Origin of the sequence: Trujillonella endophytica, assembly GCF_900110555.1 — a bacterium.
Taxonomy (GTDB): domain Bacteria; phylum Actinomycetota; class Actinomycetes; order Mycobacteriales; family Geodermatophilaceae; genus Trujillonella; species Trujillonella endophytica.
The window spans coordinates 128,562-154,009 of sequence record NZ_FOEE01000002.1; the positions used below are offsets into that span (position 1 = coordinate 128,562).

22 protein-coding genes are annotated in these 25,448 nt (G+C 70.8%); 6 read left to right on the forward strand and 16 right to left on the reverse strand.

What is annotated here, in order from left to right; genetic code table 11:
- The first annotated feature begins 318 nt into the window (after nucleotides 1-318).
- Nucleotides 319-1,461: a site-specific integrase gene (locus BMY88_RS03590; RefSeq protein ID WP_091940299.1), complete on the forward strand. Its 1,143-nt coding sequence runs from the start codon at nucleotides 319-321 to the stop codon at nucleotides 1,459-1,461.
- A gap of 637 nt (nucleotides 1,462-2,098) precedes the next feature.
- Here BMY88_RS03590 and BMY88_RS24825 read toward each other — a convergent pair.
- The 10 genes from BMY88_RS24825 to BMY88_RS03640 all read right to left on the reverse strand — a co-directional run bounded on the left by BMY88_RS24825 (nucleotide 2,099) and on the right by BMY88_RS03640 (nucleotide 12,961).
- Complete coding sequence (locus BMY88_RS24825) at nucleotides 2,099-2,284, reverse strand: Lsr2 family DNA-binding protein (RefSeq protein ID WP_428978303.1); 186 nt, start codon at nucleotides 2,282-2,284, stop codon at nucleotides 2,099-2,101.
- 103 nt (nucleotides 2,285-2,387) lie between these two features.
- A complete protein-coding gene (locus BMY88_RS03600; protein ID WP_170860949.1) occupies nucleotides 2,388-3,188 on the reverse strand; it encodes an endonuclease VII domain-containing protein in 801 nt (266 codons plus the stop codon).
- A 1,144-nt stretch (nucleotides 3,189-4,332) separates the two neighbouring features.
- Nucleotides 4,333-5,052, reverse strand: coding sequence for an NADPH-dependent F420 reductase (npdG, locus tag BMY88_RS03605; RefSeq protein WP_091940305.1), 720 nt, complete (start codon nucleotides 5,050-5,052; stop codon nucleotides 4,333-4,335).
- Complete coding sequence (locus BMY88_RS03610) at nucleotides 5,049-6,149, reverse strand: 2-oxoacid:ferredoxin oxidoreductase subunit beta (RefSeq protein WP_091940307.1); 1,101 nt, start codon at nucleotides 6,147-6,149, stop codon at nucleotides 5,049-5,051. The genes npdG and BMY88_RS03610 overlap by 4 nt, the downstream gene beginning before the upstream one ends.
- Nucleotides 6,146-8,032 carry a 2-oxoacid:acceptor oxidoreductase subunit alpha gene (locus tag BMY88_RS03615; protein WP_091940309.1) on the reverse strand — a complete coding sequence of 629 codons (1,887 nt, stop codon included), beginning with the start codon at nucleotides 8,030-8,032 and terminating at the stop codon, nucleotides 6,146-6,148. The genes BMY88_RS03610 and BMY88_RS03615 overlap by 4 nt, the downstream gene beginning before the upstream one ends.
- A gap of 377 nt (nucleotides 8,033-8,409) precedes the next feature.
- Entirely contained in the window at nucleotides 8,410-9,432 is a 1,023-nt protein-coding gene (locus tag BMY88_RS03620; protein WP_091940311.1) for an alpha/beta fold hydrolase, read from the reverse strand.
- Nucleotides 9,429-10,988 (reverse strand): AMP-binding protein, encoded by a 1,560-nt coding sequence (locus tag BMY88_RS03625; RefSeq protein ID WP_211435473.1) that lies wholly within the window; start codon nucleotides 10,986-10,988, stop codon nucleotides 9,429-9,431. Before BMY88_RS03625 ends, BMY88_RS03620 begins: the two co-directional genes overlap by 4 nt.
- Nucleotides 10,985-11,542, reverse strand: a complete 558-nt coding sequence (locus BMY88_RS03630; RefSeq protein ID WP_091940313.1) for a GNAT family N-acetyltransferase — start codon at nucleotides 11,540-11,542, stop codon at nucleotides 10,985-10,987. The genes BMY88_RS03625 and BMY88_RS03630 overlap by 4 nt, the downstream gene beginning before the upstream one ends.
- Nucleotides 11,543-11,556: 14 nt before the next feature.
- Complete coding sequence (locus tag BMY88_RS03635) at nucleotides 11,557-12,507, reverse strand: alpha/beta fold hydrolase (RefSeq protein ID WP_211435474.1); 951 nt, start codon at nucleotides 12,505-12,507, stop codon at nucleotides 11,557-11,559.
- Between the two features lie 124 nt (nucleotides 12,508-12,631).
- Nucleotides 12,632-12,961, reverse strand: a complete 330-nt coding sequence (locus BMY88_RS03640) for a hypothetical protein (protein WP_091940316.1) — start codon at nucleotides 12,959-12,961, stop codon at nucleotides 12,632-12,634.
- A gap of 286 nt (nucleotides 12,962-13,247) precedes the next feature.
- On the opposite strand from BMY88_RS03640, the gene BMY88_RS03645 reads away from it, so the two are divergent.
- Nucleotides 13,248-13,658, forward strand: coding sequence for a molybdenum cofactor biosynthesis protein MoaE (locus BMY88_RS03645; protein WP_091940318.1), 411 nt, complete (start codon nucleotides 13,248-13,250; stop codon nucleotides 13,656-13,658).
- A 248-nt stretch (nucleotides 13,659-13,906) separates the two neighbouring features.
- Here the strand turns inward: BMY88_RS03645 and BMY88_RS03650 are convergent, their stop codons facing one another.
- Nucleotides 13,907-14,155: a MoaD/ThiS family protein gene (locus BMY88_RS03650; protein WP_091940320.1), complete on the reverse strand. Its 249-nt coding sequence runs from the start codon at nucleotides 14,153-14,155 to the stop codon at nucleotides 13,907-13,909.
- 5 nt (nucleotides 14,156-14,160) lie between these two features.
- Nucleotides 14,161-15,213, reverse strand: coding sequence for a GTP 3',8-cyclase MoaA (gene moaA / locus BMY88_RS03655; RefSeq protein WP_244524430.1), 1,053 nt, complete (start codon nucleotides 15,211-15,213; stop codon nucleotides 14,161-14,163).
- Between the two features lie 213 nt (nucleotides 15,214-15,426).
- On the opposite strand from moaA, the gene BMY88_RS03660 reads away from it, so the two are divergent.
- On the forward strand, nucleotides 15,427-15,771 hold the full coding sequence (locus BMY88_RS03660) for a carboxymuconolactone decarboxylase family protein (protein WP_091940324.1): 345 nt from the start codon (nucleotides 15,427-15,429) through the stop codon (nucleotides 15,769-15,771).
- 292 nt (nucleotides 15,772-16,063) lie between these two features.
- On the opposite strand, the gene greA is transcribed toward BMY88_RS03660, so the two are convergent.
- From greA to BMY88_RS03680, 4 genes are all read right to left on the reverse strand, one after another.
- A complete protein-coding gene (gene greA, locus BMY88_RS03665; RefSeq protein WP_091940326.1) occupies nucleotides 16,064-16,576 on the reverse strand; it encodes a transcription elongation factor GreA in 513 nt (170 codons plus the stop codon).
- A gap of 277 nt (nucleotides 16,577-16,853) precedes the next feature.
- The gene (gene fdxA / locus BMY88_RS03670; RefSeq protein WP_091114765.1) at nucleotides 16,854-17,180 is read right to left on the reverse strand and encodes a ferredoxin; all 327 of its coding nucleotides are present in this window, start codon (nucleotides 17,178-17,180) and stop codon (nucleotides 16,854-16,856) included.
- A 117-nt stretch (nucleotides 17,181-17,297) separates the two neighbouring features.
- Nucleotides 17,298-17,507, reverse strand: coding sequence for a dodecin (locus BMY88_RS03675; protein WP_091940328.1), 210 nt, complete (start codon nucleotides 17,505-17,507; stop codon nucleotides 17,298-17,300).
- Nucleotides 17,508-17,611: 104 nt separating this feature from the next.
- Complete coding sequence (locus BMY88_RS03680) at nucleotides 17,612-20,995, reverse strand: pyruvate carboxylase (RefSeq protein WP_091940330.1); 3,384 nt, start codon at nucleotides 20,993-20,995, stop codon at nucleotides 17,612-17,614.
- Nucleotides 20,996-21,102: 107 nt separating this feature from the next.
- On the opposite strand from BMY88_RS03680, the gene BMY88_RS03685 reads away from it, so the two are divergent.
- The 3 genes from BMY88_RS03685 (at nucleotide 21,103) to BMY88_RS03695 (ending at nucleotide 25,416) form a co-directional block, all read left to right on the forward strand.
- Nucleotides 21,103-23,703, forward strand: coding sequence for a bifunctional FO biosynthesis protein CofGH (locus BMY88_RS03685; RefSeq protein WP_091940332.1), 2,601 nt, complete (start codon nucleotides 21,103-21,105; stop codon nucleotides 23,701-23,703).
- Nucleotides 23,700-24,368 (forward strand): 2-phospho-L-lactate guanylyltransferase, encoded by a 669-nt coding sequence (gene cofC, locus BMY88_RS03690; protein WP_091940335.1) that lies wholly within the window; start codon nucleotides 23,700-23,702, stop codon nucleotides 24,366-24,368. Before BMY88_RS03685 ends, cofC begins: the two co-directional genes overlap by 4 nt.
- A 73-nt stretch (nucleotides 24,369-24,441) precedes the next feature.
- Entirely contained in the window at nucleotides 24,442-25,416 is a 975-nt protein-coding gene (locus tag BMY88_RS03695; protein WP_091940337.1) for an NADPH:quinone oxidoreductase family protein, read from the forward strand.
- The last annotated feature ends 32 nt before the right edge of the window (nucleotides 25,417-25,448 follow it).

Genomic DNA, 25,448 nt, shown 5'->3' on the forward strand with positions numbered 1-25,448 from the left:
ATGCGTCGACGGCAGCCCCGAGCGCTGGTCACCTGGCCTCGACGGTGCCGAGCCCGGCAGAATCTGCGTCGCTCGTTCGTCGTACGGGGCCTCGGCCGAGCGGCGCTCGAGCGTCTGACCTGCGGAGATGCTCCCCCGACTGGACTCGAACCAGTAACCCTGCGATTGTCCGGTCGCACCTGTCCGGTACGCACCGCATCGTCCCATGACTAGCCTCTGACCACTGCATATGTCGAGCCATCCAAGCCGTTGTGGACCTTTGCGCTCTCCTGTTGACCCTCATTTCATGCGGGTAAAGTGTGGGTAAGCTGCGGGCCCATGGGGCGACCACCGCTTGAGCTGGGCACCTACGGCACCATCCGCTTCTACAACACCGACACCGGCTACCGAGCCTGCACAACGGCACGCGACTACGACGGCCGGACGCGGGCTGTGGAACGGCACGGCAAGACCAAGGCGGCGGCCGAGCGAGCGCTCAAGGCGGCGCTACGGGACCGCGCCGGTGACCACGCGAACGGTGACATCACCGCCAGCTCCCGGGTGTCGACACTGGCCGAGGCCTGGTACGCCGCGTTGACCGACCTCTCCCCCGTCACCATGCAGGCCTACCGGGCCCGGCTGGACCGACAGATCCTGCCCAGGCTGGGACAGCTGAGGGTGCGGGAGCTGAGCGTCGGCAACCTCGACCGGCATCTGAGAGGCATCACCGACCAGCATGGAGTAGCGACAGCTCGGATGTGTCGATCGGTGCTGTCGGGCATGTGCACGCTGGCTGCCCGTCACGACGCTCTTGCTCAGAATCCGGTGCGAGCCCTCGGTCCGGTGAACAGCAGAGCCAAGAAGGCGCCGCGGGCGCTGACCGTGCCGCAGCTGCGCCAGCTGCGCGCCGCCCTGACCTACGACGACCGGGCCATCGCCCGGGATGTGCCTGACCTGGTCGCCTTCCTCATGGCCACCGGGCTGCGCATCGGCGAGGCCTGCGGTCTGGCCTGGGACGCCGTCGACCTCGAGGTCGGCACCATCCACGTGCGGGCCGCCGCCGTCCGCGTCCGCGGCCAGGGGCTGGTGGTCAAGTCGACCAAGACCGACGCCGGGCACCGCACCCTGGTGCTGCCGCGCTGGTGCACCGCGATGCTGCGTGACCGAGCCGAACGCCTGCACGCCACCGGCGCCGACAGCGGGAGCCGACCGGTCTTCCCGGCTCCGCTGGGCGGCTGGCGGGACCCCTCCAACACCCAGGCCGACCTGCGGGAAGCTTTTGCCACCGCCGGCTTCGACTGGGTCACCTCGCACGCCTTCCGCAAGACCGTGGCAACCCTCATGGACCAAGCCGGGCTTTCCTCCAGGGCGGCCGCCGACCAGCTGGGCCACGCCAACACGTCGATGACCACCGACGTCTACTTCGGCCGGAAGGTCGCCACCACCGGCGCCGCCGCAGTTCTAGAGGCGTTGAGCTCCTGACCTGAGAAGACGCCCATGGACGTCGGCTCTCACGCAGAAGCAACAGTCCTCACCGATCAAGCTGTTGAGGCGCAAGCAGCAGCACGGCGGTGCCCCCAGCAGCGCGCGTACGTCTCCACGCACTCCGGCGCAGCTGGTGACAAGAAAACAGAGCCTCGGCCCCCAAGGACCTCCCAAGTGCCCCTTCGTTTGCCTCAACTGGACGTCGCGGGGCACGTCGACGCGGCGGCGTTCCTCGAAGACGCGGATGTGAGCCGGCACTTGCGTCATCGTCCGCCGATCGAGGGGTCCACATCGAGCGAGGAGTCTCGGACAATCCAGCACTGCCGTGCAATTGAGCACAGCTGGCGGCAGTGGCGTTTGCCTCGATGCGTGAGCCGGACTCCGGCGCATTGCGACGTGCGTCACCGAGGACTTCTGACCCGGTTCGTCGGGCGCTGCGACGGGAACCATCGCCGGACAGCCAAAGCCTGGGGGAAGTCGTGAGCGAGCTGATTACGTGGGAGCGGTGTCCGCACTGCGGGGACACTGCGGCTGTCGGGTGGGACCGCGAGCAACCGGTCGAACTCGACTGCGTGCGCGAGTGTTCGGTACCCCAGGAGCGCATCGCTGAACTGCTGGAAACAGCGCTGCGCGCTTAGCCTCGGACAGGGAGACTGTCGGCCGCGCGGAACGCCTCGAGCATCTCGGCTTTTGTTCGGCCCCGCGGGCTCACCGTCATCCCGTTCGATGCTGCCCAGGCGCGGATCGTCGCGAGATTCGTGTCGGTCACAGTGCGGTGCACCCGACCCTTGGTGGAGGAGCGGGCCTCGTTTCGAGACACCGACCTCGCGAGCCCGTCGACGTACTTCGCGAAGCATTTGCGTCGCTCCGCGGCGTGGGCCTCACACAGCCCTGGTGATCGATATAGCGACCGTCGCAGCGACTCAGGAATCCTCCTGAGTCAACCGAGCAGCGTGAAAGGTCACGTACTCGATCGCTGCCAGCATGATTTTCGGGTCATCCCGAAGATGGCCGATGCCCGCGTTGCAGAGGTTGCAGAGCAAGGCGCGGACTCGTCCGGTCCCGTGGTCGTGGTCGATGACTAGCGCGCCATCACCGTCCGCCCGGGCACTGGTGCCGCCACAGATGGCACAGACGCCACCTTGGGCCTCCTTCATCTCCTCGTACTCCTCGGGAGTCAACCCGTACTGCAGCAGACGTCGGCGTCGCCGCTCGGCGTCCGCGTGCCGGCGCTTGCGTGCCGGGCTCTTGCAGACGAAGTACTGCCCCGACTGGTTCCACCCCACCGGCACGTCGCCGCACTGGCTGCACTCACCGCGCATGGCTGCGCCGTCAACGTTGCGGATGCGGTGCCACTTCTTGGAAGCGAACTTGTCAGCGATGTCTTCGCGAGCCGCGTAGTTCTCGTCGCTGATCTCGTCTGACCGGGCGCCGCAGCGCCAACCACGCCCGGCCTTTGTCCCGGTCGCGTAGATGTGGACCGGCCCGCACTCCCTGCAGACCGCCTTTCGCGCTTCGGGGTCTACCTCGCTGAGCAGGTGGTACGGCGCTCGTCCACCCGACACCCGTCGCTCCCGAGTCGCCGCCGTTTTGATCGTTGACTTGCACTCCTTACATGGCTGACTTACCGCCTGCACGCCGTTGCCGGCGTGGAAGGCAGTTCCGGGCAGCACCCGGGAACAGCGCGTGCAGCCGAAGGTCTCGAGCTGGCGCCGCTCGGCCATGCACTGCAGGCACGTTCCTGTTCGCCCCTGACCGCCGCGGTCCCTCACTGCGAACGCATCGAGCGGCTTCGACTCACGGCAGCGAGCGCACCGCTTGACCGGCGCAGGTCGGGCTGGGCCATCCGGTGACCGGTCCCGAGGCAGCCGTGTGTGCCCGCTGTCGGAATCTGTCATGTGGAATAGCAGACCACAATGCTCGGACTCATTGGCGCTTAGTACCCGTGACGCCGAGCGTCACTGCGGGCCGGCCGCCCGAAACCAGAGACCCTGCGAGAACGCGCCGGGCCCCTTTGTCCGTGTTGGGCGGAATTGGCCGGCGATGGGAGCGCAGTTCGCTTCGCGTGTCGCGAGTTAACCAACGTCGACTGGGAAGTGGAAATTACGGTTGATTAATCGTCGTAAGTGCGTCGCGGCCCCTCGAAGTCGACATGAAGGACGCGCAGGTCTGCACTGCAGTGGCGACGTCCTCACGCGGCTCCTCCAGTTCGCTGTGAAGCAGTCGGCACCCGCGCGAAAGCTCGCGCCGGTTGCGCTCGGACAACCTCCCGTTCACGGGTTGCGCAGGCTGAGCAACCGACATGCAGTCCAGTCGGCGAGGCACTGGTCGGAACAGAAGGCATGCCCGTCATCACGCAGCACGCGAGAACACCACCTGCATCGCCCTCGTTTAAGTCGTCGGTGCGCCCACCAACGTGACATTTGGCGCCTGATCAAGGATTCCCGCGCAGGCGGGCCGCCGCTGTCAAGCGTCTCGATCTCGGACTTGCGGACGTCCGTTCGAGGTCTCTCGAAGCTCACGGGCTCAGGGGTCCTTGGAGCAGCGCACATGCCCATCGACGCCGAGCAGCCGACTGCCGCCCGAGCAACCGCCCCTCCCCACCCGCTGCGCCGAAAGCCAGCCGAGTTCGCCGGGGACCTCGAGGCCGCGGACCTGCACCGGCGAAGCGGGAAGCTCGCATTCGGCTCAGCCGAATCTGGGGCTGGTGCAAGCCCGCCGGCGCCGTGGTGGTGGCTCGTCCCGCCTTCTGGGGCAACCCGTTCCGCGTCGGCGAGAACGTGGCGTAGCGCCCGGAAACCTCCTGAACCGTCAGATGGGATGACCGCCGCCAATTGTGGGGCGCGGGTGTGGTCGACGAGACGCCGCTCATGCGTGCGCCTGCGCAGCGGCCTTCGGGGCCGGGGCCGGGCGGGCCGGGTCGACGTGGGTCATCAGCACGCCGGCACGGGTCCGATAGCGCTTGTTCACCGCGATGATCACGGCGGTGAAGGGCTCCAGCACCCGCGCCTGACGCAGCGCGCCGACCTCCACCCCCGGCCGGCCGGTCACGTCGGCGGCCAGCTGCACCACCCGGGCGCGGGCGGCTGCGTCGTCCCCGCAGACGAGCACGTCCTCGCCGGACAGGTCGTTGTCCAGGTCGGCGACGCTGGGCGCCGACAGATGGTGGAACGCGGCGGTGACGGTCGAGGCCGGCAGCAGCGCGGCCACCTGCTCGGCGGCGCTGCCCTCGGCGACAGCGATGCCGTGCGGGCCCTTTGCGTCGAACCCCAGCGGGTTGATGCACGACACGACCAGCCGGCCGGCCAGCTCGCCGGTCAGCGCAGTGATCGACGCGCCGCACTCGTCCCACGGGGTGGCCAGCAGCACGATCTCGCCGGCCGAGGCTGCTCCGGCGTTCGCCTCTCCGTCCACCCGGGCGTCCACGCCGGTCGCTGACAGCGTCTCGCGAAGCTCGGCGGCCGAGGCCCGGGCCCGCTCGGCGTCCCGGGAGCCGAGGACGACGAGGTGCCCGGCTCGGGCCAGCCGCAGGGCGAGGGCGCGGCCCAGCGCGCCGGTTCCGCCGAGGACGGCGATGGTGTCGCTCATCGAGCGCTGTCTCCAGTCGTCGTGTGCGGCAGGACCGCGCCGTCGCGGACCGTCCAGGTGTCGCGGCCATGCAGCAGCCCGATCAGGTCGTCCCCGCCACCGTCGACGGCCTGTTGTACCTGCGCCCGGGTTGCGTCGTCGTAGGTGGGCCGGTCCACCTGACGCAGCACACCGAACACGGCGTGGTCGAGCTCCTGGTCGGACAGCCGGGACAGCGCGAAGGACAGTTCGAGATCGGCCGGGTCGTGCACGACCACGTCCTCGGGCGCGACCTCGGCGGTGGGCGCCACCCTCAGGCCGAAGCCGCGCCGCACCACCGCCCACCGGCCTTCGTTCCCGAAGGTGATCGGTTGCCCGGCGACCACGGGAATGACTCGGGACTCCGAGTCGTCGGGTCGGCGCAGTACGTCGAAGGACCCGTCGTTGAAGATGGGGCAGTCCTGGTAGATCTCCACCAGCGAGGCGCCCCGGTGCCGTGCGGCCGCCTCGAGCACGGCGGTGAGCCCCTTGCGGTCGGAGTCCATGGCCCGGCCGACGAACGTCGCCTCCGCGCCGAGCGCGAGGGACACGGGGTTGAACGGGTGGTCCAGCGAGCCCATCGGGGTGGACTTGGTGACCTTTCCGACCTCCGAGGTCGGCGAGTACTGCCCCTTGGTGAGCCCGTAGATCCGGTTGTTGAACAGCAGGATCGTGACGTTGACGTTGCGGCGCAGCGCGTGGATCAGGTGGTTGCCGCCGATGGACAGCGCGTCGCCGTCTCCCGTGACGACGAAGACCGACAGGTCCGGTCGGGAGATCGCCAGGCCGGTCGCGATCGCCGGAGCGCGGCCGTGGATGGAGTGCATGCCATAGGTGTCCAGGTAGTAAGGGAACCGGGACGAGCAGCCGATGCCGGAGACGAAGACGGTGTTCTCCCGCCGGATCGACAGTGTCGGCAGGAACGAGCGGACGGCGGCCAGCACGGCGTAGTCCCCGCAGCCGGGGCACCAGCGCACCTCCTGGTCGCTGGTGTAGTCCTTGGCCTTCTGCACGTCGTCGGCGGTGGGAACCAGGTCCAGGCCGCCGAGCTGCGGCATCCCCAGGTCGATGGCGGTCACGCCGGCACCTCGATCCTCTCGTCGTCGGTCAGATGGGGCTGCAGCCGGTCCTCGAGCTCCGCGGCGCCGAACGGCAGGCCCGCGACCTTCGTGACCGAGACGACGGGCAGCGCGAACCGCCCCTGCAGCAGGAAGGCCAACTGGCCCAGGTTCATCTCCGGGACCACCACGCGCCGGTAGCTGCGCAGCACGGCCTCCGTGTTGGCCGGTAGCGGGTTGAGGTGGCGCACGTGCGCGCGCGCCACTGCGTGCCCCGCCGCGCGCAGCCGGCGCACCGCCGCGCCTATCGGGCCGAAGGTGGAGCCCCAGCCGAGCACGAGCACCTGCGCGTCCCCGGTCGGGTCGTCGACCTCGAGGTCAGGAACGCTGATCCCGTCGACCTTGGCCTGGCGCAGCCGCACCATCCGCTCGTGGTTGTCCCCGTCGTAGGAGATGTTGCCGGTGCCGTCGGCCTTCTCAAGCCCTCCCACCCGGTGCTCCATCCCGGGCGTGCCGGGCACCGTCCACGGCCGCGCCAGGGTCTCGGTGTCCCGCGCATAGGGCAGGAACTGCCCGTCGGGACCGTTGGGTTCGGACTGGAAGGCCACCGGCGTCGCCACCAGCTCGCCGGCGTCGGGCAGCCGCCACGGCTCGGACCCGTTGGCGATGGCGCCGTCGGACAGGAGCAGCACCGGCGTCCGGTACGTGACCGCGATGCGGACCGCGTCCACTGCGGCGTCGAACGCGTCGGCCGGCGATGACGGCGCGACCACGGGCACCGGGGACTCGCCGTTGCGGCCGAACACCGCTTGCAGCAGGTCCGACTGCTCGGTCTTCGTCGGCAGCCCCGTGGAGGGGCCACCGCGCTGGACGTCGACCACCAGCAGCGGCAGCTCGATCATCACGGCCAGCCCCAGGGCCTCGCTCTTCAGTGACAGACCGGGCCCGGACGTCGTGGTCACTCCCAGCGCCCCGCCATAGGCGGCGCCGATGGCCGCGCCGATCCCGGCGATCTCGTCCTCGGCCTGGAAGGTCGTCACCTCGAACCGCTTGAGCCGGGACAGCTCGTGCAGGATGTCCGATGCCGGAGTGATCGGGTACGAGCCGAGGAACACCGGCAGGCCGAACCGCTGTCCGGCGGCCACGATCCCGTAGGCCAGCGCGGTGTTTCCGGTGACCTGCCGGTAGGTCCCGTCGGGCAGCACCGCCGGAGACACCTCGGTGCGCACCGCGAACGCCTCGGTGGTCTCGCCGTAGGCGTGCCCGGTGCGGAAGGCGACGACGTTGGCCTCGGCGATCTCCGGCCGGCGGGCGAACTTCTCGCGCAGCCAGCGCTCGGTCCCCTCGGTCGGCCGTGAGTACATCCAGGAGAGCAGGCCGAGGGCGAACATGTTCTTGCTGCGCTCCGCCTCCTTCTTGCCGATGCCCAACGGCGCCAGCGCCGACGTGGTGAGGGTGGTCATCGCGACCCGGTGCACGGTGTACGGCGCGAGCGAGCCGTCCTCCAGCGGGTCGGTCGCGTAGCCGACCTTCGCCAGGTTCCGTGGGGTGAACTCATCGGTGTCCACGATGAGGACGCCACCGGCCGGGAGGTCCGCCGCGTTCGCCTTCAGCGCCGCGGGGTTCATGGCGACCAGCACGTCGGGCCGGTCGCCGGGCGTGAGGATGTCGTAGTCGGCGAAGTGCAGCTGGAAACTCGACACCCCGGCCAACGTGCCGTGAGGGGCGCGGATCTCCGCCGGGTAGTTCGGCAACGTCGAGAGGTCGTTGCCGAACGCGGCCGCCTCTGCGGTGAACCGGTCACCTGTCAACTGCATGCCGTCGCCCGAGTCCCCGGCGAAACGGATGACGACGCGGTGCCGCTTGCGCACCTCGTCCGTCACGACATCAACAGCACTGTTCATCGGACCTCCTGCACTGGATACGGCCTGCCGCACGCCTCGCCACTCGCGGCAGCCCAGCCCGGTGCCGGCGGTGCCGGCCGACGGGAGTGATGCGGCGGTGAGGAGGCGGTCCCCCACCGGTCAGTGACGGGGCTTCCGACTCCCCGGTCGACCCAGCAGTGACGTGACTCTCCTCCTGTCCTCCGAAGGGTATGAGCTATCGCTCGATAGGGGAACCCCTCCGACCGAGATCGGCCACGCTCGCGGATGCCGCGCGTCGGCTTCGTGTCGGACGATCGCAGGAACTCGCTCGACCACGCACTCCGCCGAGGCGCGCACGTGTCTGCGCCGGCGGGCCACCCGACGATCCAGGTGGTCCAGGCGTGCGCCGCCGTCGGTCAGCCGCGGAGGATCTCGAGGAGGTCGGCGCCCGCTTCGTGCGGTGGTAGGTGCCCGACGCCTTCCAGCTCGACGTAGTCAGCCCCGGGGATGAGCTGCGCCAGGCGCATCCCGTTGCCGAGGGGCATCAGCGGGTCTCGATCACCGTGGACGACCGTGGTCGGGACGTCGATGCGGCGGAGCCGGTCGGAACCGTGCCAGGAACGGGCGGCCCGGAGTTGGTCGAGCACCCGCGGCCGAGGTGTCACACGGCGGAGGATCTGCGACGCGATGTCGTCGAAGACCTCGGGATGGTCCTGGGCGAAGGACGGGGCCGCGTAGCTGCTCCACAGGCCCTGCATGTGCTGGTGCAGGTCCACCCCGGGCAGGGGACGACCGAGGGAGGCCAGGAAGGGAGCGGGATCGGGGACGATCTGGGCGGGGACCGGTGGGGCCGTGCAGACGAGGACCAGCCGGTTCACCCGGTCCGGATGACGGAGGGTCAGCTCCTGGGCGACCATCCCGCCCATGGAGACGCCGAGCACCGTGGCGTCCTCGATGTCGCACGCACGCAGCACCTCGGCCGCGTCGTCGGCGAGATCGGCCATGGTGTACGGGGCCGGCGCGGACCGGGACCACCCCGTTCCTCGGTTGTCGACCCTGATCACCCGGAAGCGCTCTTCGAGGTCCCGAACCCATTCCTCGGGCCACACCAGCCCGCTCGCCGTCCATCCGTTCAGCAGGAGCAGAGCGGGACCGGCGCCACCCTCGTGCCAGTTCACGACCAGGCGCCGCCCGCGCCGGGAGGCGAGCCCGGCCGGGGACTCCCGTCGTTCTTGACGGCGGCGGCGCTGGTTGGCGGTACGCAGGCCGACGAGTCGCAGTTCCGACTCGATCAGGGTTCGCCAGGCCGCTTCGGTGCGGATGCCCATCGCCACGGTGCGTGCGAAGTGCGGGCTCGAGGCGAGCGGCTGGAGTGCCCGCGCCACCCGGAGCTGGAGGGAGTCGTTCCGGAGGTCGGCGCTCGCTGGATCCGCGTTCATGCCAGTTGTCTCCTCAAGACCTTGCCGGTCGCTGTCCGTGGCAGTTCGTCGAGGAAGGCGAACTGGCGCGGAACCTTGTACCGGGCCAGACGCTCGGCGACGTAGGCCTTGAGGTCCTCGGGATCCAGCGAACGCCCGTCCTTGGCGACCACGACGGCCTTCAGTGCGCGCCCGAAGGTGGGGTCCTCCACCCCGATGACCACTGCTTCCTCGATGTCCGGGTGGTCGTTGAGCAGGTGTTCCACCTCGGTCGGATAGACGTTCTCTCCCCCCGAGACGATCATGTCGTCCTCGCGACCGTCGACGAACAGCAGCCCGCGCCCGTCGAAGTGGCCGAGGTCGCCGGTGGAGAGCAGGCCGTCGACCGACTCCTTCCCACCGCCACCGGTATAACCGTCGAAGCGGGCCGCGTTGCCGACGAAGACGCGTCCGGTCTCACCCGCACCGGCCGGTGAGCCGGCCGGGTCGAGGACGGCCACCCGTACCCCGGTCGCGCGGCGTCCTGCGGTGGTCGGCGCAGCCCGGAGGTCGCGCGGCCCTGCGATCGTCGCGGCGGCGACCTCGGTCGAGCCGTAGACGTTGTAGAGGATCGGACCGAACCGGTCGAGGACCTCGGTCACCAACGGCCCGGGTATGGCGGACCCGCTCGCGGCGATGACCCTGAGCGACCAGGTCCGGAACCGGGCCAGCTCACGCGGCGGCAGGGAACAGATGCGCTGCAGCATCGTCGGGACGAGGATCAACGCATCGGCGCGATGGGTGTCGACGAGCCCGAGGACGCCCGCGGGATCGAAGTGCGGTGCGGTGACGATCGTCTCGGACAGACCCAACCCGATCAGCAGGCTGGCCAGGCCCCAGGCATGGAAGAAGGGCGCGGGCACGACGATTGTGTCGCGTGCCCGCAGGGGGATCGATCCGAGCAGGGCGCCGACTCCGTCCGCCGCCGCGCCGTCGGACGGGCGGCTCGCCCCCTTGGGCCGGCCGGTCGTACCGGACGTGAGAACGACCAGGCGGCTGTGGCGCTGGGGACGGGGCAGCGTGGCGCGCCCCGATCCCTGCGTGGCGATCTTGCGGATCCGGGAGACGGAGATGGCCGGCGTCCCGCCCAGGGCCTGCGCGAACTCGTCGTCGTGCAGCACTAGGTCGATGCCCTCGGCGTCGATCGTGTCCTGCAGTTGAGCCGGGCCGAAGCTGGTGTTGAGCAGCACGATGTCGGCGCCGAGGAGGGCGCCACCGAGGAGGGCGTGGACGAACCACGGCGAGTTCCGGCAGAGCACCCCGATCCGGCTCTCGGAGGTCAGCTCTCGCTTCGCGAGTTCGCTCGCCAGCGCGGTCGAACCCCGCCAGAGTTCGCGGTAGGTGACCTGCTCGCCGGCCGCGACGACGGCCGGTGCGTGGGGGTACCGCGCGACCGAGGCCGCCACCCCGGCCAATAGCCCGTTGCCGTACGGCAATGCCGCGACCGTCGCCCGCACCAACCGGTCCGGCCGCTCGATGATCGTCGCGTTGGCGCGGAGGAACGGCAACGAGTTCCGCGCCTTGTCGACCACCTTCACGCCTCGGCTCCGCTCTCCACCATGCCGATGGTGGCGAGCGCGGACCACGCCTGCTGCACCGAATGGGCGAGGATCAGGAGGTCGTGGAGGTGACCGTCGTCGTCCCGGACCTGATCGGTCAGGAGAGCCTCGGGGATGAAAGCGAGCTGCCGGAAGACCGCCGCGACCCCTTCCTGCTCAGCCAGCACCTCGACGGTGATCTTCTCCAAGCCCGCCGTCACCGCCGCCATCAACCCGCGCCGTGCCAGCGCTGCTCCGACGCCCCGGCCACGCTTGGCCGGGTCGACCACCATGCGGAACTCGCCGACGTGCCGTGACCAGCCAAGGCCCGGGATGACGGCGAGGAGGCCCGCGAGCTCGCCGTCGAGGTAGGCGAGGAAGGTCTGCGCGCCGTGCCGGGACCTCCAGATCGCCATCACGGCTGGGTCGCCGAGATCGCCCTTGAGGAAGGAGTACTCCCCTCGAGGAACCTTCTCGAGGAAGGACTGGACCGCCGGATCACCGTCCGGGCCGAGTTCTTCGATCCGGACGTCGGCCGGGGTGGGGTCTGCCATGCGAGAGGTTCTCCTCACGTGAGTCCGGCCAGCCACTCGATGATCGAGGGCACGCACTTGGTGCGCGCCTGGCGGCCGATGAAGAGTCCTGCGTGACCGGCCGGCAGGACGAGAGTGGTGAGATCGGCGTTGGAGAGCAGCTCTGCGAGGGGTGCGCTCGCCTCTGGCGGAACCAGGTGGTCCTTGGCACCCACGACGCTCAGGACCGGGCACCGGACGTCGCCGAGACTGACGATCCGGTCGCCGACGGGAGCCGTGCCGCCGAGTGGGGCGCCTCCGGCGATGTAGTCGGTCGCGAGCTGACGGAACGCGGTGCCGGGGAAGGGGATGTGGTCGTTCGACCAACCCACCAGGGCGTTGTGGGCGGACAACGCCTCGTCGTCGGCCAGGCTCTGCCAGAGGTTCGAGTAGGTGGCGAGCGGAGCTGTCGGCTTGACGATGCGCAGGCTCTCCATGACCAACGACGCAGGGACGTTCCCGGTCTCGTCGACCAGGTCGTCCGGTCGGAGTCGCCCCTCCGCCAGCATCGTCGTCATGGGGCTGAGGTCCCGGAGCTTCACCGGGGTGGCCAGCGCGACGATGTTGCGCACCGGCATCTGCGGGTTGCCTGCCGTCGACAACAGGGCCAGCAGGGCCCCCATGCAGTACCCGAAGAGGGTGACGTCAGCCGACTGGGCGACACATGCTGCCGCCTCCACGGCGCGAGGGAGGTAGTGGTCGGTGTAGCGGTCGATCCCGTTGTGCGCGTCGACCGGCTCCGGGATCCCCCAGTCGAGCAGGAAGACGTCGTGCCCGGCGTCCAGCAGGTCCTGCACCAGGCTGCTGCCGGGGCGGAGGTCGAAGACGTACGGCTTCGTCACGAGGCTCATGACGAGCACGATCGGGACCATCCCCGCCCGCTCCTCGCCGTGATATCGGTAGAGCACCACGTTGTCACGGCGCCACACCTCGGAACTGGGTGTCACCGCCAGCGGTCCCGTGGCCAGGCCGCCGACGTGTCGCAGTCCGTTGCGCGTCCGCACCTGGATGCGCTGCAGTTCCCGGGTGACCCGCGACAGCAGGTCAGGAGAACTCGCCGGCGTCAGCGGGTCACCCCTCGCTCCGGGGCGCCGGCGGCTCGAGATCGGTCTCGACCGGGAGTCGCTCCTTCACCTGGTCATCGAGGCTGCGAACGCGGTTCTCCACCGCGGCGATCACACTGAGCAGTCGATTGACGTCGCTGGCCGTCGGCAGGTTCAACGCGTGCAGGAACCGCCGCGACGTCCGCTCCGTCCTCCGGCGGATCGCCTTCCGGGTCTGCTGGAACAGGCCCAGCGCGATGGCGAGGGCCTCGTGCTGCGAGACCCCTTCCAGGACCGGCGCGGCTACCCGGTCGGCTGCTTCCACCCCACGGCGCCACAGGGGCTTGCTGGTCGTCATTCGTCCAGAGCCTCCTTGCCACCGCTCTGGAAGTGGTCCGCGGACGACCTCTCCGGCTGCCGATGTATAGCGAGCGCTAATGTAGGCGGCCGCACAACGTCATGCAACCCCGAGGCGCATGCGGCCCGAACGAGCGCCGCTGGACCGCCCGGGACGGCGACCTCGGACGAGGGCGCCGCCGCCCCCTGGCCGGGCACCCGCCGCCGGGAGAGTCTGGAGGTCGACTGCCCGGCCCGGACGATCCGGCCGATCTCGACGGACCGCCGGTCCCGGTACCTTCGACACCGTGATCGCCCGGGTCGTCGACGAGCCGCTGTCAGTCGCCCAGCACGAGGATGCAGTCGCCGACGAAGCCGCCGGCGCCGTCGTCTGCTTCGCCGGTGTGGTCCGTGACCACGACGGCGGTCGGTCGGTGACCGAGCTCGAGTACGTCGGCCACCCCACCGCCGCCGACGTCATCCGGGGACTCGCTGAGGAGTTCGCTGCCCGGCCCGGGGTGCAGGCGGTCGCGGTCTCGCACCGGATCGGCCTGCTCGGCATCGGCGACGTCGCCCTGGCCTGCGCGGTCAGCGCCGCTCACCGGGACGCGGCCTTCACCGCCTGCGCTGAGCTCGTCGACGAGGTGAAGAAGCGGCTGCCCATCTGGAAGCGGCAGGTATTCGCCGACGGCGAAGAGCAATGGGTGGCCTGCCCCTGACGCGTCAGCGGAGGGCCCGGCGACGGGTCCATCCCCGGTGCGAGCGGACTGCTGTGCATCCGGGGCCGCCCTCTCTCCACCGCACCGGTAGGACCGGACGGTGCCCTCGACGTCGTACGCCGCCTGCTCAGCGCCGCGACCGTGTCCGCTGCGTCCCCCCGCATTGCCCGAAGACCTGCGCGGCGCGGCGGCTTGGGGGCCTTCCACCTCCCCCGAACCCGTTCATCCGCCCGCAGGTCGGTCGTCGGTCATCCGCCGGCAAAGGGTGGCAGCACGTCGACGACGGTGCCCGGGGCCAGTGCCAGGCCGGGGTCGCGTGCCTGCTGGCCGTCGACCAGGAACGAGCAGGCGGTGAGCACCTTCTCCAGCCGGGGGCCGTGCGCGTCGGCGATCTGGCGGACCAGGTCGGCGAGCGTGGCTGCCGTCCGGTCCTCGGTCTCCACGCCGGCCGCGGCGCGGGCGCCGGCGAAGTAGCGGACGGTGACAGCCGAGCTCACGGGACTCAGCCGCCGATCGCCGACATGGGCCGGGTGGGCTGCAGGAAGCTCGGGTCGTCGATCCCGTGACCGGGCAGCTTGCTCAGGGTGGCGATCCGCCAGCGGTCGGCGATCTCGTCGTCGGTGGCACCCGACCGCAGCGCCGCCCGCAGGTCGGACTCCTCGCGGGCGAAGAGGCAGTTGCGGATCTGGCCGTCGGCGGTCAGCCGGGTGCGGTCGCAGGTGCCGCAGAACGACCGGGTGACCGAGGCGATGATCCCGACCGTGGACGGTCCGCCGTCGACCAGCCAGCGCTCCGCGGGGGCCGAGCCGCGTGCCTCGGTGTCCGGCGTGAGCGTGTGGGCGACGGAGAGGCGCTCGAGGATGTCCTCGGCGGTGACCATCCGGCCGCGGGTCCAGGCGTGGTGGGCGTCCAGCGGCATCTGCTCGATGAACCGCAGCTGGTAGCCGTGCTCCAGGCAGTAGTCCAGCAGCGGGACGGCGTCGACGTCGTTGATCCCGTGCAGCAGGACGGCGTTGACCTTGACCGGCGTCAGCCCGGCGTCCTGAGCGGCGGCCATCCCGGCGAGGACGTCGCCGAGCCGGTCGCGCATGGTCAGCTGCTTGAACCGGACCGGGTCCAGGGTGTCGAGGCTGACGTTGATCCGGTCCAGCCCGGCCTCGGCCAGTGCGGGGGCGACCCGGGCCAGGCCGATCGCGTTCGTGGTGAGGCTGACCTCGGGGCGGGGCCGCAGGGCGGTGGCGGCCGCGACGATGCCGGGCAGGCCCGGGCGCAGCAGCGGCTCGCCGCCGGTGAAGCGGACCTCGCGGACACCGAGGCGCTCCACGCCGATGCGCACCAGCCGGACGATCTCCTCGTCGGTCAGCACCTCGACCTTGGGCAGCCAGTCCAGCCCCTCGGGCGGCATGCAGTACGTGCAGCGCAGGTTGCACCGGTCGGTCAGCGAGACCCGCAGATCGGTGGCGGTCCGGCCGTAGCGGTCGACCAGCCCGCCGGTGCCCGGCGCCGGGTCGGCGCGGCGGAGCACCGGGTCCGGGAGCGGGCTCGACGAGGTCACGAGCCCGAATGTAGTGCCGCGCGGGGACATCGTGCCGGGTCGAGACCCCCCCGGAGGGCGGGCCTGTTCCGGGGGCAGGACGAACCCGTCAGCGTCCACCGCTCAATGTCGGGGCAGCACCGGTGCCGACAACGCAACAGTGCTGGATGTGCTGCGGCCGTCTGACCTCGCTAGGTTCGGCAGAGCCTGTCCGCCGTCGCAGTAGGAGGGCCCGTGTCCGAGTACCTGCCACGCATCTACGTCGACTTCACCGAGCAATTTCCCGATGTTGCGGAGGCCCAGGGCGCGCTGGCTCGCACGGTCCGCGACCGCTGCCCCTTCGACCACAAGACCGATCGACTGATCACATTGGCTCTCGCCGTGGGAGCCCAAGCCGAGGGAGCTGTGCGCTCCAATGTCCGCAAGGCACTGGAACACGGCGCCACCGTCGACGAGATCCAGGCCGTCGCCCTGGCGGCCATCACGACGTGCGGTTTTCCCACCGCAGTCGCCGCCCTGCGCTGGATCGACGAGGTGGTCTCTGCGGGTGATGCACCCCGCGGTGACGCCGCCCCGTAGCGGCTGAGAACCGGACCTCCTCGGGGGGCGAGGGCTCAGGGGTGCAGCGGCTCGACGTGTCGTCTCGCGTCGAGCAGCTCACTCCTCGGGACTCGGCGCAGACCCAGTCCCTGTTCCCGGTGAGCGTCGGGGGCGCTCCGCGCCCCGCCAGCAAGGGCGCTCCGACTCAGCCTTCGGCAGTCAGCCCTCGTGAACCGGGTCGAGGGTATGGAGCCCGGGACCAAGGTGCGGGAAGCTCGTGTTCTCCGCCCGCCGCAAGCGCGCCATGGCGCAGGTTCGGTGTGCGCCCCCGTCAGGGGGCGAACCGCTCGACAGCGACGACGTCGACTGTGATGTCCCGGCCGTTGGGGACCTGGTACGTCACCGTCGCGCCTGGTGCCGAGCCGAGGACGGCCGCACCCAACGCAGACGTCGGCGAGTGCACGGTGAGGTCGGTGATGCCGGCGAACTCTCGGGAGCCGAGGAGGAACTTCTCGGTGTTGTCATCGCCCTGGAGGCGGATCGTGATGACCGTCCCGGTCGCCGCGTGGGTGGCCTCGGTGGGGGCGTCGCCGACGTTCGCCCAGTGCAGGATGTGGGAGAGCTGCCGGATGCGGCCCTCCTGCGTGCCCTGCTCGTCCTTGGCGGCGTGGTAGCCGCTGTTCTTCTCGAGATCGCCCTCCTCACGGCGGGCGTTGATCTCGGCGGCCATGGCCGGGCGGTTCGCCACCAGCTGGTCGAGCTCGGCCTTCAGCCGGTCGTGGGCCTCCTGGGTCAGCCAGATGCCCTGCTCGAATCCCAGCTCGTACTCAGAGGGAACGGTCACGAGGGGGTTCTCCTGCACCTCGGGGTAGCCGTCCGGTCGGACGGCCAGTGAGCATCTCCATCATCACTCGCTATGGCACCGCTGCGACGACGATCGAGCGCGCACACGTGGCGCACCGCCGACTCACAGCAGTCGGTTGAGCTCGCCCAGGGCTCCTGAGCCAGTCCCTCCACGTCGGCGGCGGTCAACTCGGCCGGATCAGACGAGAAATCCCCGACACCAGGTCCCGTCCCGACCAACCGCGGCGCCGGATCGCCGAGGACCGCTTGGTGAGCGATCAGTGCCCTTCGCCCTGGGGCGGCAGGGCCGCGACCAGCGGGTGGTCCTTGGCGATCTTGCCGGTCTTGGCGGCGCCGCCGGGGCTGCCCAGGTCGGAGAAGAACTCCACGTTGGCGTTGTAGAAGTCCTTCCACTTGTCCGGGACGTCGTCCTCGTAGTAGATGGCCTCCACCGGGCAGACCGGCTCGCACGCACCACAGTCGACGCACTCGTCGGGGTGGATGTAGAGCATCCGGTCGCCCTCGTAGATGCAGTCCACCGGACACTCGTCGATGCACGCCTTGTCGAGGACATCGACACAGGCTTGGGTGATGACGTAGGTCATCGACCTTCCTTTCGCTTGAAGAACCCACCTCACGGGTGGGCGGCCCTCCGAGGCATGCCCGAGGACCCATGGATGGGGGGAGGGCAGCCGGGCAGTCGAACCCGGCGAAGGCAGCGCTCAGTCCTCCACGCGGAATCCCACCTTCATGGCGACCTGGACATGCGCGACCTCACCGTCGGCGACCTGTCCTCGGATTTCCTGGACCTCGAACCACTCGATGTTGCGGACGGTCTCCGCCGCCTTCCGCACGCCGGTGCGGATGGCGTCGTCGACGCTGGTCGGACTGCTGCCGACGATCTCGGTCAAGCGGTACACGTGGTTGGTCACGGGCCCTTCTCCTCCCTGGCGACGCAGGTACTGCGCCCCGGTTCATCGTGGCCGCCGAGTGATCCCGGCGGAGTTCGTGCGTCCGCGTGTACGTACGGCGACGGTCAGGTTCTGAGCTCGACCACGACGAGGAGGTCTCCGCCCTCGACCTGCTGCACCGGGTTGATCGCCAGGCGACTGACGGTCCCGGCGACCGGGGCGCTGATGGTGGCCTCCATCTTCATCGCCTCGATGGTGGCCACTGGCTGGCCCACCTCGACAGACTCGCCCTCCGCGACCTTGAGCGTGACTGCGCCGGCGAACGGAGCGCCGATCTGCCCAGGTCGACTTCGGTCGGCCTTCTCGACCGCCTTCACCCGCGCGTCGACGGAGTGGTCGCGGACCGCCACGGGCCGCAGCTGACCGTTGAGGGTGCACATGACGGTGCGCACGCCCCGCTCGTCCGGATCCGCGATGGCCTCGATGTTCATGAGGAGGGTGACGCCGGGCTCGATGTCGACGGCGTGCTCGACACCCGGACGCAGGCCGTAGAGGAACTCCTTCGTCGGGAGCACCGAGGTGTCGCCGAAGGTGCCACGGTGAGCCTCGTACTCACGGGTGGGCCCCGGGAACAGCAGCCGGTTGAGTGTCGCCCTGGGCTCCTGAGCCAGTCCCTCCTCGTCGGCCGCGGTCAGTTCCGCTGTCGGCCTGGACGGGCGCCGACCCTCGAGCGCCCGCGTCCGGAAGGGCTCGGGCCAGCCGCCAGGGGGGTCACCGAGCTCACCGCGGAGGAAGGCGATCACCGAGTCGGGCAGGTCGTGCCTGGCCGGGTCGGAGCCGAAGTCCTCGAGGTCGACACCCGCCCCGACCAGTTGCAGCGCCAGATCACCGACGACCTTCGAACTCGGCGTGACCTTGACCAGCCTGCCGAGGAGCGCATCGGCCCCCGCGTAGGCCTCCTCGACCTCCTCGAAGCGCTGGCCGAGACCGAGGGCGATCGCCTGCTGGCGCAGGTTGGACAGCTGCCCCCCCGGGATCTCGTGCGTGTAGACGCGCCCGGTCGGTGCCGGGAGCCCGGACTCGAACGGGGCGTAGAGCCGGCGGACCGCCTCCCAGTAGGGCTCCAGGTCGTTGACCGCCGCCAGGGAGAGACCGGTGGCCCGCGCGGTGGCGTCGGTGGCCGCCACGATCGCCGACAGCGGTGGCTGACTCGTCGTGCCGGCCATCGAAGCCACTGCCCCGTCGACGGCGTCCACGCCCGCTTGCCAGGCGGCCAGCAGGGTGGCCAGCTGGCCACCCGCGGTGTCGTGCGTGTGCAGGTGCACCGGCAGCTCGAACCGCTGCCGCAGGGCGGTCACCAGGGTCGCGGCGGCCGGTGGGCGCAGCAGTCCGGCCATGTCCTTGATCGCCAGCACGTGCGCGCCGGCATCGACGATCTGCTCGGCCAGCCGCAGGTAGTAGTCCAGCGTGTACAGCCGCTCGCCCGGATCGGAGAGGTTGCCGGTGTAGCACAGCGCCACCTCCGCGACCGTCGTGCCGGAGGACCGGACCGCCTCGATCGCCGGCCGCATCTGGGCGACGTCGTTGAGCGCGTCGAAGATCCGGAACACATCGACGCCGGTCCTGGCGGCCTCGGCGACGAAGGCGTCGGTCACCGCCTCCGGGTAGGGCGTGTAGCCGACGGTGTTGCGGCCGCGCAGCAGCATCTGCAGGCAGATGTTGGGCACGGCCGATCGCAGCGCCGCCAGCCGTTCCCACGGGTCCTCGTGGAGGAATCGCAGCGCCACGTCGTAGGTCGCTCCGCCCCAGCACTCCAGGGACAGCAGCTGCGGCGTCGTGCGGGCCACGTGGCCGGCGACGCCGAGGAGGTCCTTGGTCCGCACGCGCGTGGCGAGCAGGGACTGGTGGGCGTCCCGGAAGGTGGTATCGGTGACCGCGAGCTCCGTCTGCGCCCGGAGCCCCGCGGCGAATCCCTCCGGCCCCAGCGCGAGCAGACGCTGCCGCGAGCCGTCGGGCGCCGGACTCCGCAGGTCCGCCGGCGGGAGCTTCTCCACCGGGTCGACGACGTGCGGGCGGTCGCCGTGAGGCCGGTTCACCGTCACGTCGGCCAGATACGTCAGCAGCTTGGTCCCCCGGTCCGCCGAGCTGCGTGCGGTGAGCAGGTGTGGCCTGCTCTCGATGAAGGACGTGGTCACCCGGCCGGCGCGGAAGTCCGGGTCGTCCAGCACCGCGGCGAGGAACGGGATGTTGGTCGCCACCCCGCGGATGCGGAACTCCGCCACCGCCCGCCGCGCCCTCGCGACCGCGGTCTCGAGATCCCGGCCCCGGCAGGTGAGCTTCACCAGCAGGGAGTCGAAGTGCGCCTCCACCTGACCACCCAGGGACGCGCCGCCGTCCAACCGGATGCCGGCGCCGCCGGGCGACCGGTACGTGGTGATCCGGCCGGTGTCCGGCCGGAAACCGTTCGTCGGGTCCTCGGTGGTGATCCGGCACTGCAGCGCCGCCCCGCGCACCCGGATGGTCTGCTGGGACAGTCCGAGGTCCTCGAGCGTCTCCCCGGCCGCGATCCGGAGCTGCGCGGACACGAGGTCGACGTCGGTGACCTCTTCGGTGACCGTGTGCTCGACCTGGATCCGTGGGTTCATCTCGATGAACACGTGCCGTCCGGCCGCGTCGACCAGGAACTCCACCGTTCCGGCGTTGACGTAGCCGATCTGTTCGGCGAACCGGACGGCGTCGGCGCAGATCCGCTCACGCAGGGCCGGGTCCAGGTCGGGTGCCGGCGCCAGCTCGACCACCTTCTGGTGACGTCGCTGCACGGAACAGTCGCGCTCGAACAGGTGGACGACGTTGCCCGCGGCGTCGGCGAGGATCTGCACCTCGATGTGCCGAGGATCGATGACGGCCTGCTCGAGGAAGACGGTCGGATCGCCGAAGGCCGACTCCGCTTCCCGCATCGCCGCTCGGATCGCCCCGACGAGGTCCTCCGGCTCCGCCACGCGGCGCATCCCGCGACCGCCACCGCCGGCGACGGCCTTGACGAAGACCGGGAACTGCATCTCGCGGGCGGCGGCGCTCAGCTCCTCCACGTCGGAACTGGGGGCGCTCGAAGCCAGCACCGGCAAGCCGGCTCTCCTGGCCGCGGCGATGGCGGCCGCCTTGTTGCCGGTCAGCTCCAGTACCGCCGCCGGCGGCCCGACGAAGGTGATGCCTGCCGCTGCGCAGGCCTCCGCCAGCTCGGGGTTCTCCGAGAGGAACCCGTACCCGGGATAGACGGCGTCAGCGTCGGCTCGCCTCGCTGCGTCCACGATCGCGTCCACCGACAGGTACGCCCGGACGGGATGTCCGACCTCGCCGATCTGGTGGCTCTCGTCCGCCTTGAGCCGGTGGACCGAGTTGCGGTCCTCCCACGGGAAGACGGCGATGGTGGCGGTCCCGAGCTCGTAGGCGGCGCGGAACGCCCGGATGGCGATCTCTCCACGGTTGGCGACCAGGACTCTGCGGAACACCGGCACTCCTCGGGCGTCATGCGCTCAGCAAGCCATTGCCGATGGCACCTTACGAGCGTTAGCTCGATAGAGTAAGACCTACGTCACCGCATTTCCGAAGGAGACCGATGGCTGAGCCGTCCCACTCCGGCCATGCTCTCCGCCGTGCCCTCGCCCGGGCCGAGCGCGGGGTCGCGCTCGATGCCGCGGAGGCCGAGGCGCTGCTCTCCGCCCGCGGTCTGGGCGTAGGTGAACCGCTGGACCGGCTGCTGACTGCGGCGACCCGCGTCCGGGATGCCGGGCTGGCGTCGGCCGGCCGGCCGGGGATCGTGACCTACAGCCGCAAGGTGTTCATCCCGCTGACGCACCTGTGCCGGGACCGCTGCCACTACTGCACGTTCGTGACCACGCCGGGCCAGCTGCGGGCCCAGGGCAAGGCGCCGTTCCTGTCCCCCGACGAGGTGCTCGACGTCGCCCGCGCGGGGGCGGCGCTGGGGTGCAAGGAGGCGCTGTTCACCCTCGGCGACCGCCCCGAGGCGCGCTGGCCGGTGGCCGCGGAGTGGCTGGAGGCGCACGGCTTCGACTCGACGCTGGGCTACCTGCGGGCGATGGCGATCCGGGTGCTGGAGGAGACCGGGCTGCTCCCCCACCTCAACCCGGGCGTCCTGTCGTGGGAGGAGATCCAGCGGCTCAAGCCCGTCGCGGCGTCGATGGGGATGATGCTGGAGACGACCGCCACGAGGTTGTGGTCCGAGCCCGGCGGCCCGCACTACGGCAGCCCGGACAAGGAGCCCGCGGTCCGGCTGCGGGTGCTGGAGGACGCCGGCCGCTCCGCCGTCCCGTTCACCACCGGCGTGCTGCTGGGGATCGGCGAGACGCCGGCCGAGCGGATCGACGCGATCCTGCAGATCCGCGCCACGCACCAGCGGCACGGGCACGTGCAGGAGACGATCGTGCAGAACTTCCGGGCCAAGCCGCGGACCGCGATGGCCGCCACCGACGACCTGGAACTGCAGGAGTACGTCGCCGCGGTCGCCGTCACCCGGCTGCTGCTCGGCCCCAAGGCGCGGGTGCAGGCACCACCGAACCTGTCGGACTCCGCCGAGCTCGGCCTGCTGCTGCGCGCCGGCGTGGACGACTGGGGCGGGGTCTCCCCGCTGACGCCGGACCACGTGAACCCCGAGCGGCCCTGGCCCAACCTGGTGGAACTGGCCAAGCTGTCCGAACAGGCCGGGTTCACCCTGCGCGAGCGCCTCGCCGCGCAGCCGCCGTACGTGCTGGCGCCCGAGCCGTGGCTGGACCCGCGGGTGCGCCCGCACGTCGCCGCGCTGGCCGGGCCGGACGGGCTCGCCGTCACCGGCCGCATCCCGGCCGGGCTGCCGTGGCAGGAACCGGACGAGGCGTGGACGTCGTCCGGCCGGGTCGACCTGCACGTCGAGGTCGACACCGTCGGGCGCACCGACGACCGGCGCAGCGACTTCGACGCCGTCTACGGCGACTGGTCCGAGCTCCGCGACCGCACGGTGAGCGCCCGCGACGGGCACACCACGGCCCTCGCCGCCGGCGACCCGGAGGTGCGGGCCGCTTTGGCGCACGCCGAGCGCGACCCGGCCGGGCTGTCGGACGCCGAGTACCTGGCGCTGCTCGGGGCCGACGGGCCGGACCTGGAAGCACTCGCGGCGCTGGCCGATTCGGTCCGCCGCGACGTCAACGGTGACGACGTCACCTACGTCGTGAACCGGAACATCAACTTCACCAACGTCTGCTACACCGGCTGCCGGTTCTGCGCGTTCGCCCAGCGGCGCACCGACGCCGACGCCTACACCCTGTCCCTGGCCGAGGTCGGCGAGCGGGTCGACCGGGCGTGGGCCGCGGGCGCGACCGAGATCTGCATGCAGGGCGGGATCCACCCCGACCTGCCCGGCACCGCCTACCTCGACCTGGCCCGCGAGGTGAAGCGCCGGCAGCCCGGCATCCACCTGCACGCCTTCTCCCCCATGGAGATCGTGAACGGGTCGGCGCGGACCGGGCTGTCGTTCACCGAGTTCCTCACCGCGGCGAAGGAGGCCGGGCTGGACTCGGTGCCGGGGACGGCGGCGGAGATCCTCGACGACGACGTCCGCTGGGTGCTCACCAAGGGCAAGCTGCCCGCCGCGACATGGGTCGAGATCATCTCGACCGCGCACCGCGTCGGGATCCCCACGACGTCGACGATGATGTACGGCCACGTCGACACCCCGGCCCACTGGGTCGCGCACCTGCGCACGCTCGCCGGGATCCAGGACACCACCGGTGGGTTCACCGAGTTCGTGCTGCTGCCGTTCGTGCACCACAACGCGCCGATCTACCTCGCCGGCGTCGCCCGCCCCGGGCCCACGGTGCGGGAGAACCGGGCGATCCACGCCGTCGCCCGGCTGCTGCTGCACGGCCGGATCCCCAACATCCAGACCTCGTGGGTGAAGCTCGCCGAGACCGGCACCAAAGCCGTGCTCCAGGGCGGCGTCAACGACCTCGGCGGCACCCTCATGGAGGAGACGATCAGCCGGATGGCCGGCAGCGAGAACGGCTCGCTGAAGACCATCGCCGAACTCGAAGCCATCGCCGCCTCCATCGGCCGCCCCGCCCGCCAGCGCACCACCGAGTACGGCACCCCGTCCGCCGAACGCCTCGCCACCGCCCGCTCCGACGAGGGCCGCCGCAACCTCACCCTCTCCCTCGCGCCCCCGTGAGCCGTGCGCCCGGTTGGTCCGTCGTCATTCCCCTCAAACCGCTGGACCAAGCCAAGTCCCGGTTGCGACTCCCGGTTCCGCTGCGCCGCGAACTCACCATCGCCATGGCACGCGACGTCCTGGACGCGGTCCTCACATGCGATGAAGTACGGCACGTCCTCGTCCTCACCCGGGACCGACGATGGCTCGCGCATCTGGACCCGCCGGGCTGCGACTTCCTTGCAGACGATCCCGCGGACTCACTCAACGACGCACTCCGACGGGGCGCGAGCGCGTGCCTCGCCAAGCGTCCCGGGGCCTGTGTCGCCGCACTGACCGGTGACGTACCGGCACTCCGCCCAGGAGAACTGCAGCGGGCCCTGGATTGCGCACGGACCTGGGAGACGTCCTTCGTCCCGGATGCCTCCGGTAAGGGGACGACCCTCTTCGCCGCGCGGGCCGGTGTGCCGTTCGCTCCGCACTACGGCTGCAACTCTCGAGCCCGGCACGTCCTCGAGGGGGCCCACGAGATCCTCCTGCCAAGGCTCGGCGGGCTCCGCCAGGACGTCGACACCCCCGCCGACATCGAGCGGGCACGGGCGCTCGGCCTCGGCGCTCACACGACGGCGCTCCTCGAAGAAGTCACGGGAGACCTCCAACTGCCCATCACTCAAACACTCCCGTGACGTCCACGCGGACCCCCGGTCGGGGTTGCTCGAGTTGCTCCGGCTACTCCCCCCACAGCTTCTGGAGGAACCCGTGCGCGCAGCAGTCATCTCGTCGCTGACAGGTCCCGACTCGGTCGAGGTCCGTGACATCGCCGACCCGGTGCCGCATCCGGGGCAGGTGCTGATCGACGTGGCATACGCCGGCGTCGTCTTCCCGGACGTGCTCCAGACCCGCGGGGAGTACCAGTTGCGCCCCGTGCTGCCTTTCACCCCGGGATGGGAAGTCGCCGGGGTGGTGCGCGAGGACGCCGCTGGCTTCAGCGCCGGCGACCGCGTGGCCGCCATGCCGATCATCGGCGGATTCGCGGAGACCGTCGCCGTCGACGCCGCCATGGTCTTCCCGCTGCCCGCAGACGTGCCGTTGGACAAGGGCGCCGCGCTGCCGCTGAACTACCTGACCGTGCACTTCGCGCTCGCCCTCCGAGCGCGGCTTGCGGCGGGTGAGACCGTGCTGGTGCACGGCGCGGCCGGAGGAGTCGGAAGCGCTGCCTGTCAGCTCGCAGCCGCCTACGGGGCGCGGGTGATCGCCGTCGCGTCCACCCCGGACAAGGCCGCGGTCGCCCGCGCCGCCGGAGCGCACGAGGTCGTGGCGGTCGACGGCTTCCGCGAAGCGGTCCGCCGGATCACCGACGGGCGGGGTGTGGATGTCGTCATCGATCCCGTGGGCGGGGACCGCTTCCTCGACTCCCTGCGCTCCCTGACCCGCCACGGCCGGCTCGTCGTCCTCGGCTTCACCGGTCGCGAGATCCCCACCCTCAAGGTCAACCGGCTGCTGTTGACGAACACCACCGTGATGGGCGCGGGGGCCGCCGAGGTCTGGCAGTCCGAGCCGGGTCACGCGGCTGACCAGTGGCGCGACCTCGTGCCGCTGATGCAGTCCAAGGCGATCGATCCACCGATCGGTTCGGTGTTCGGACTGGACGAGGTGCCCTCCGCGCTCCGGGAGCTGGACCAGCGCCGCGCGGCGGGCAGGGTCCTCATCCGGGTCGGGGAACCGGTGCGGTGACGCACCGGTCCGAGGGCTCCCCGCCCGGGCAA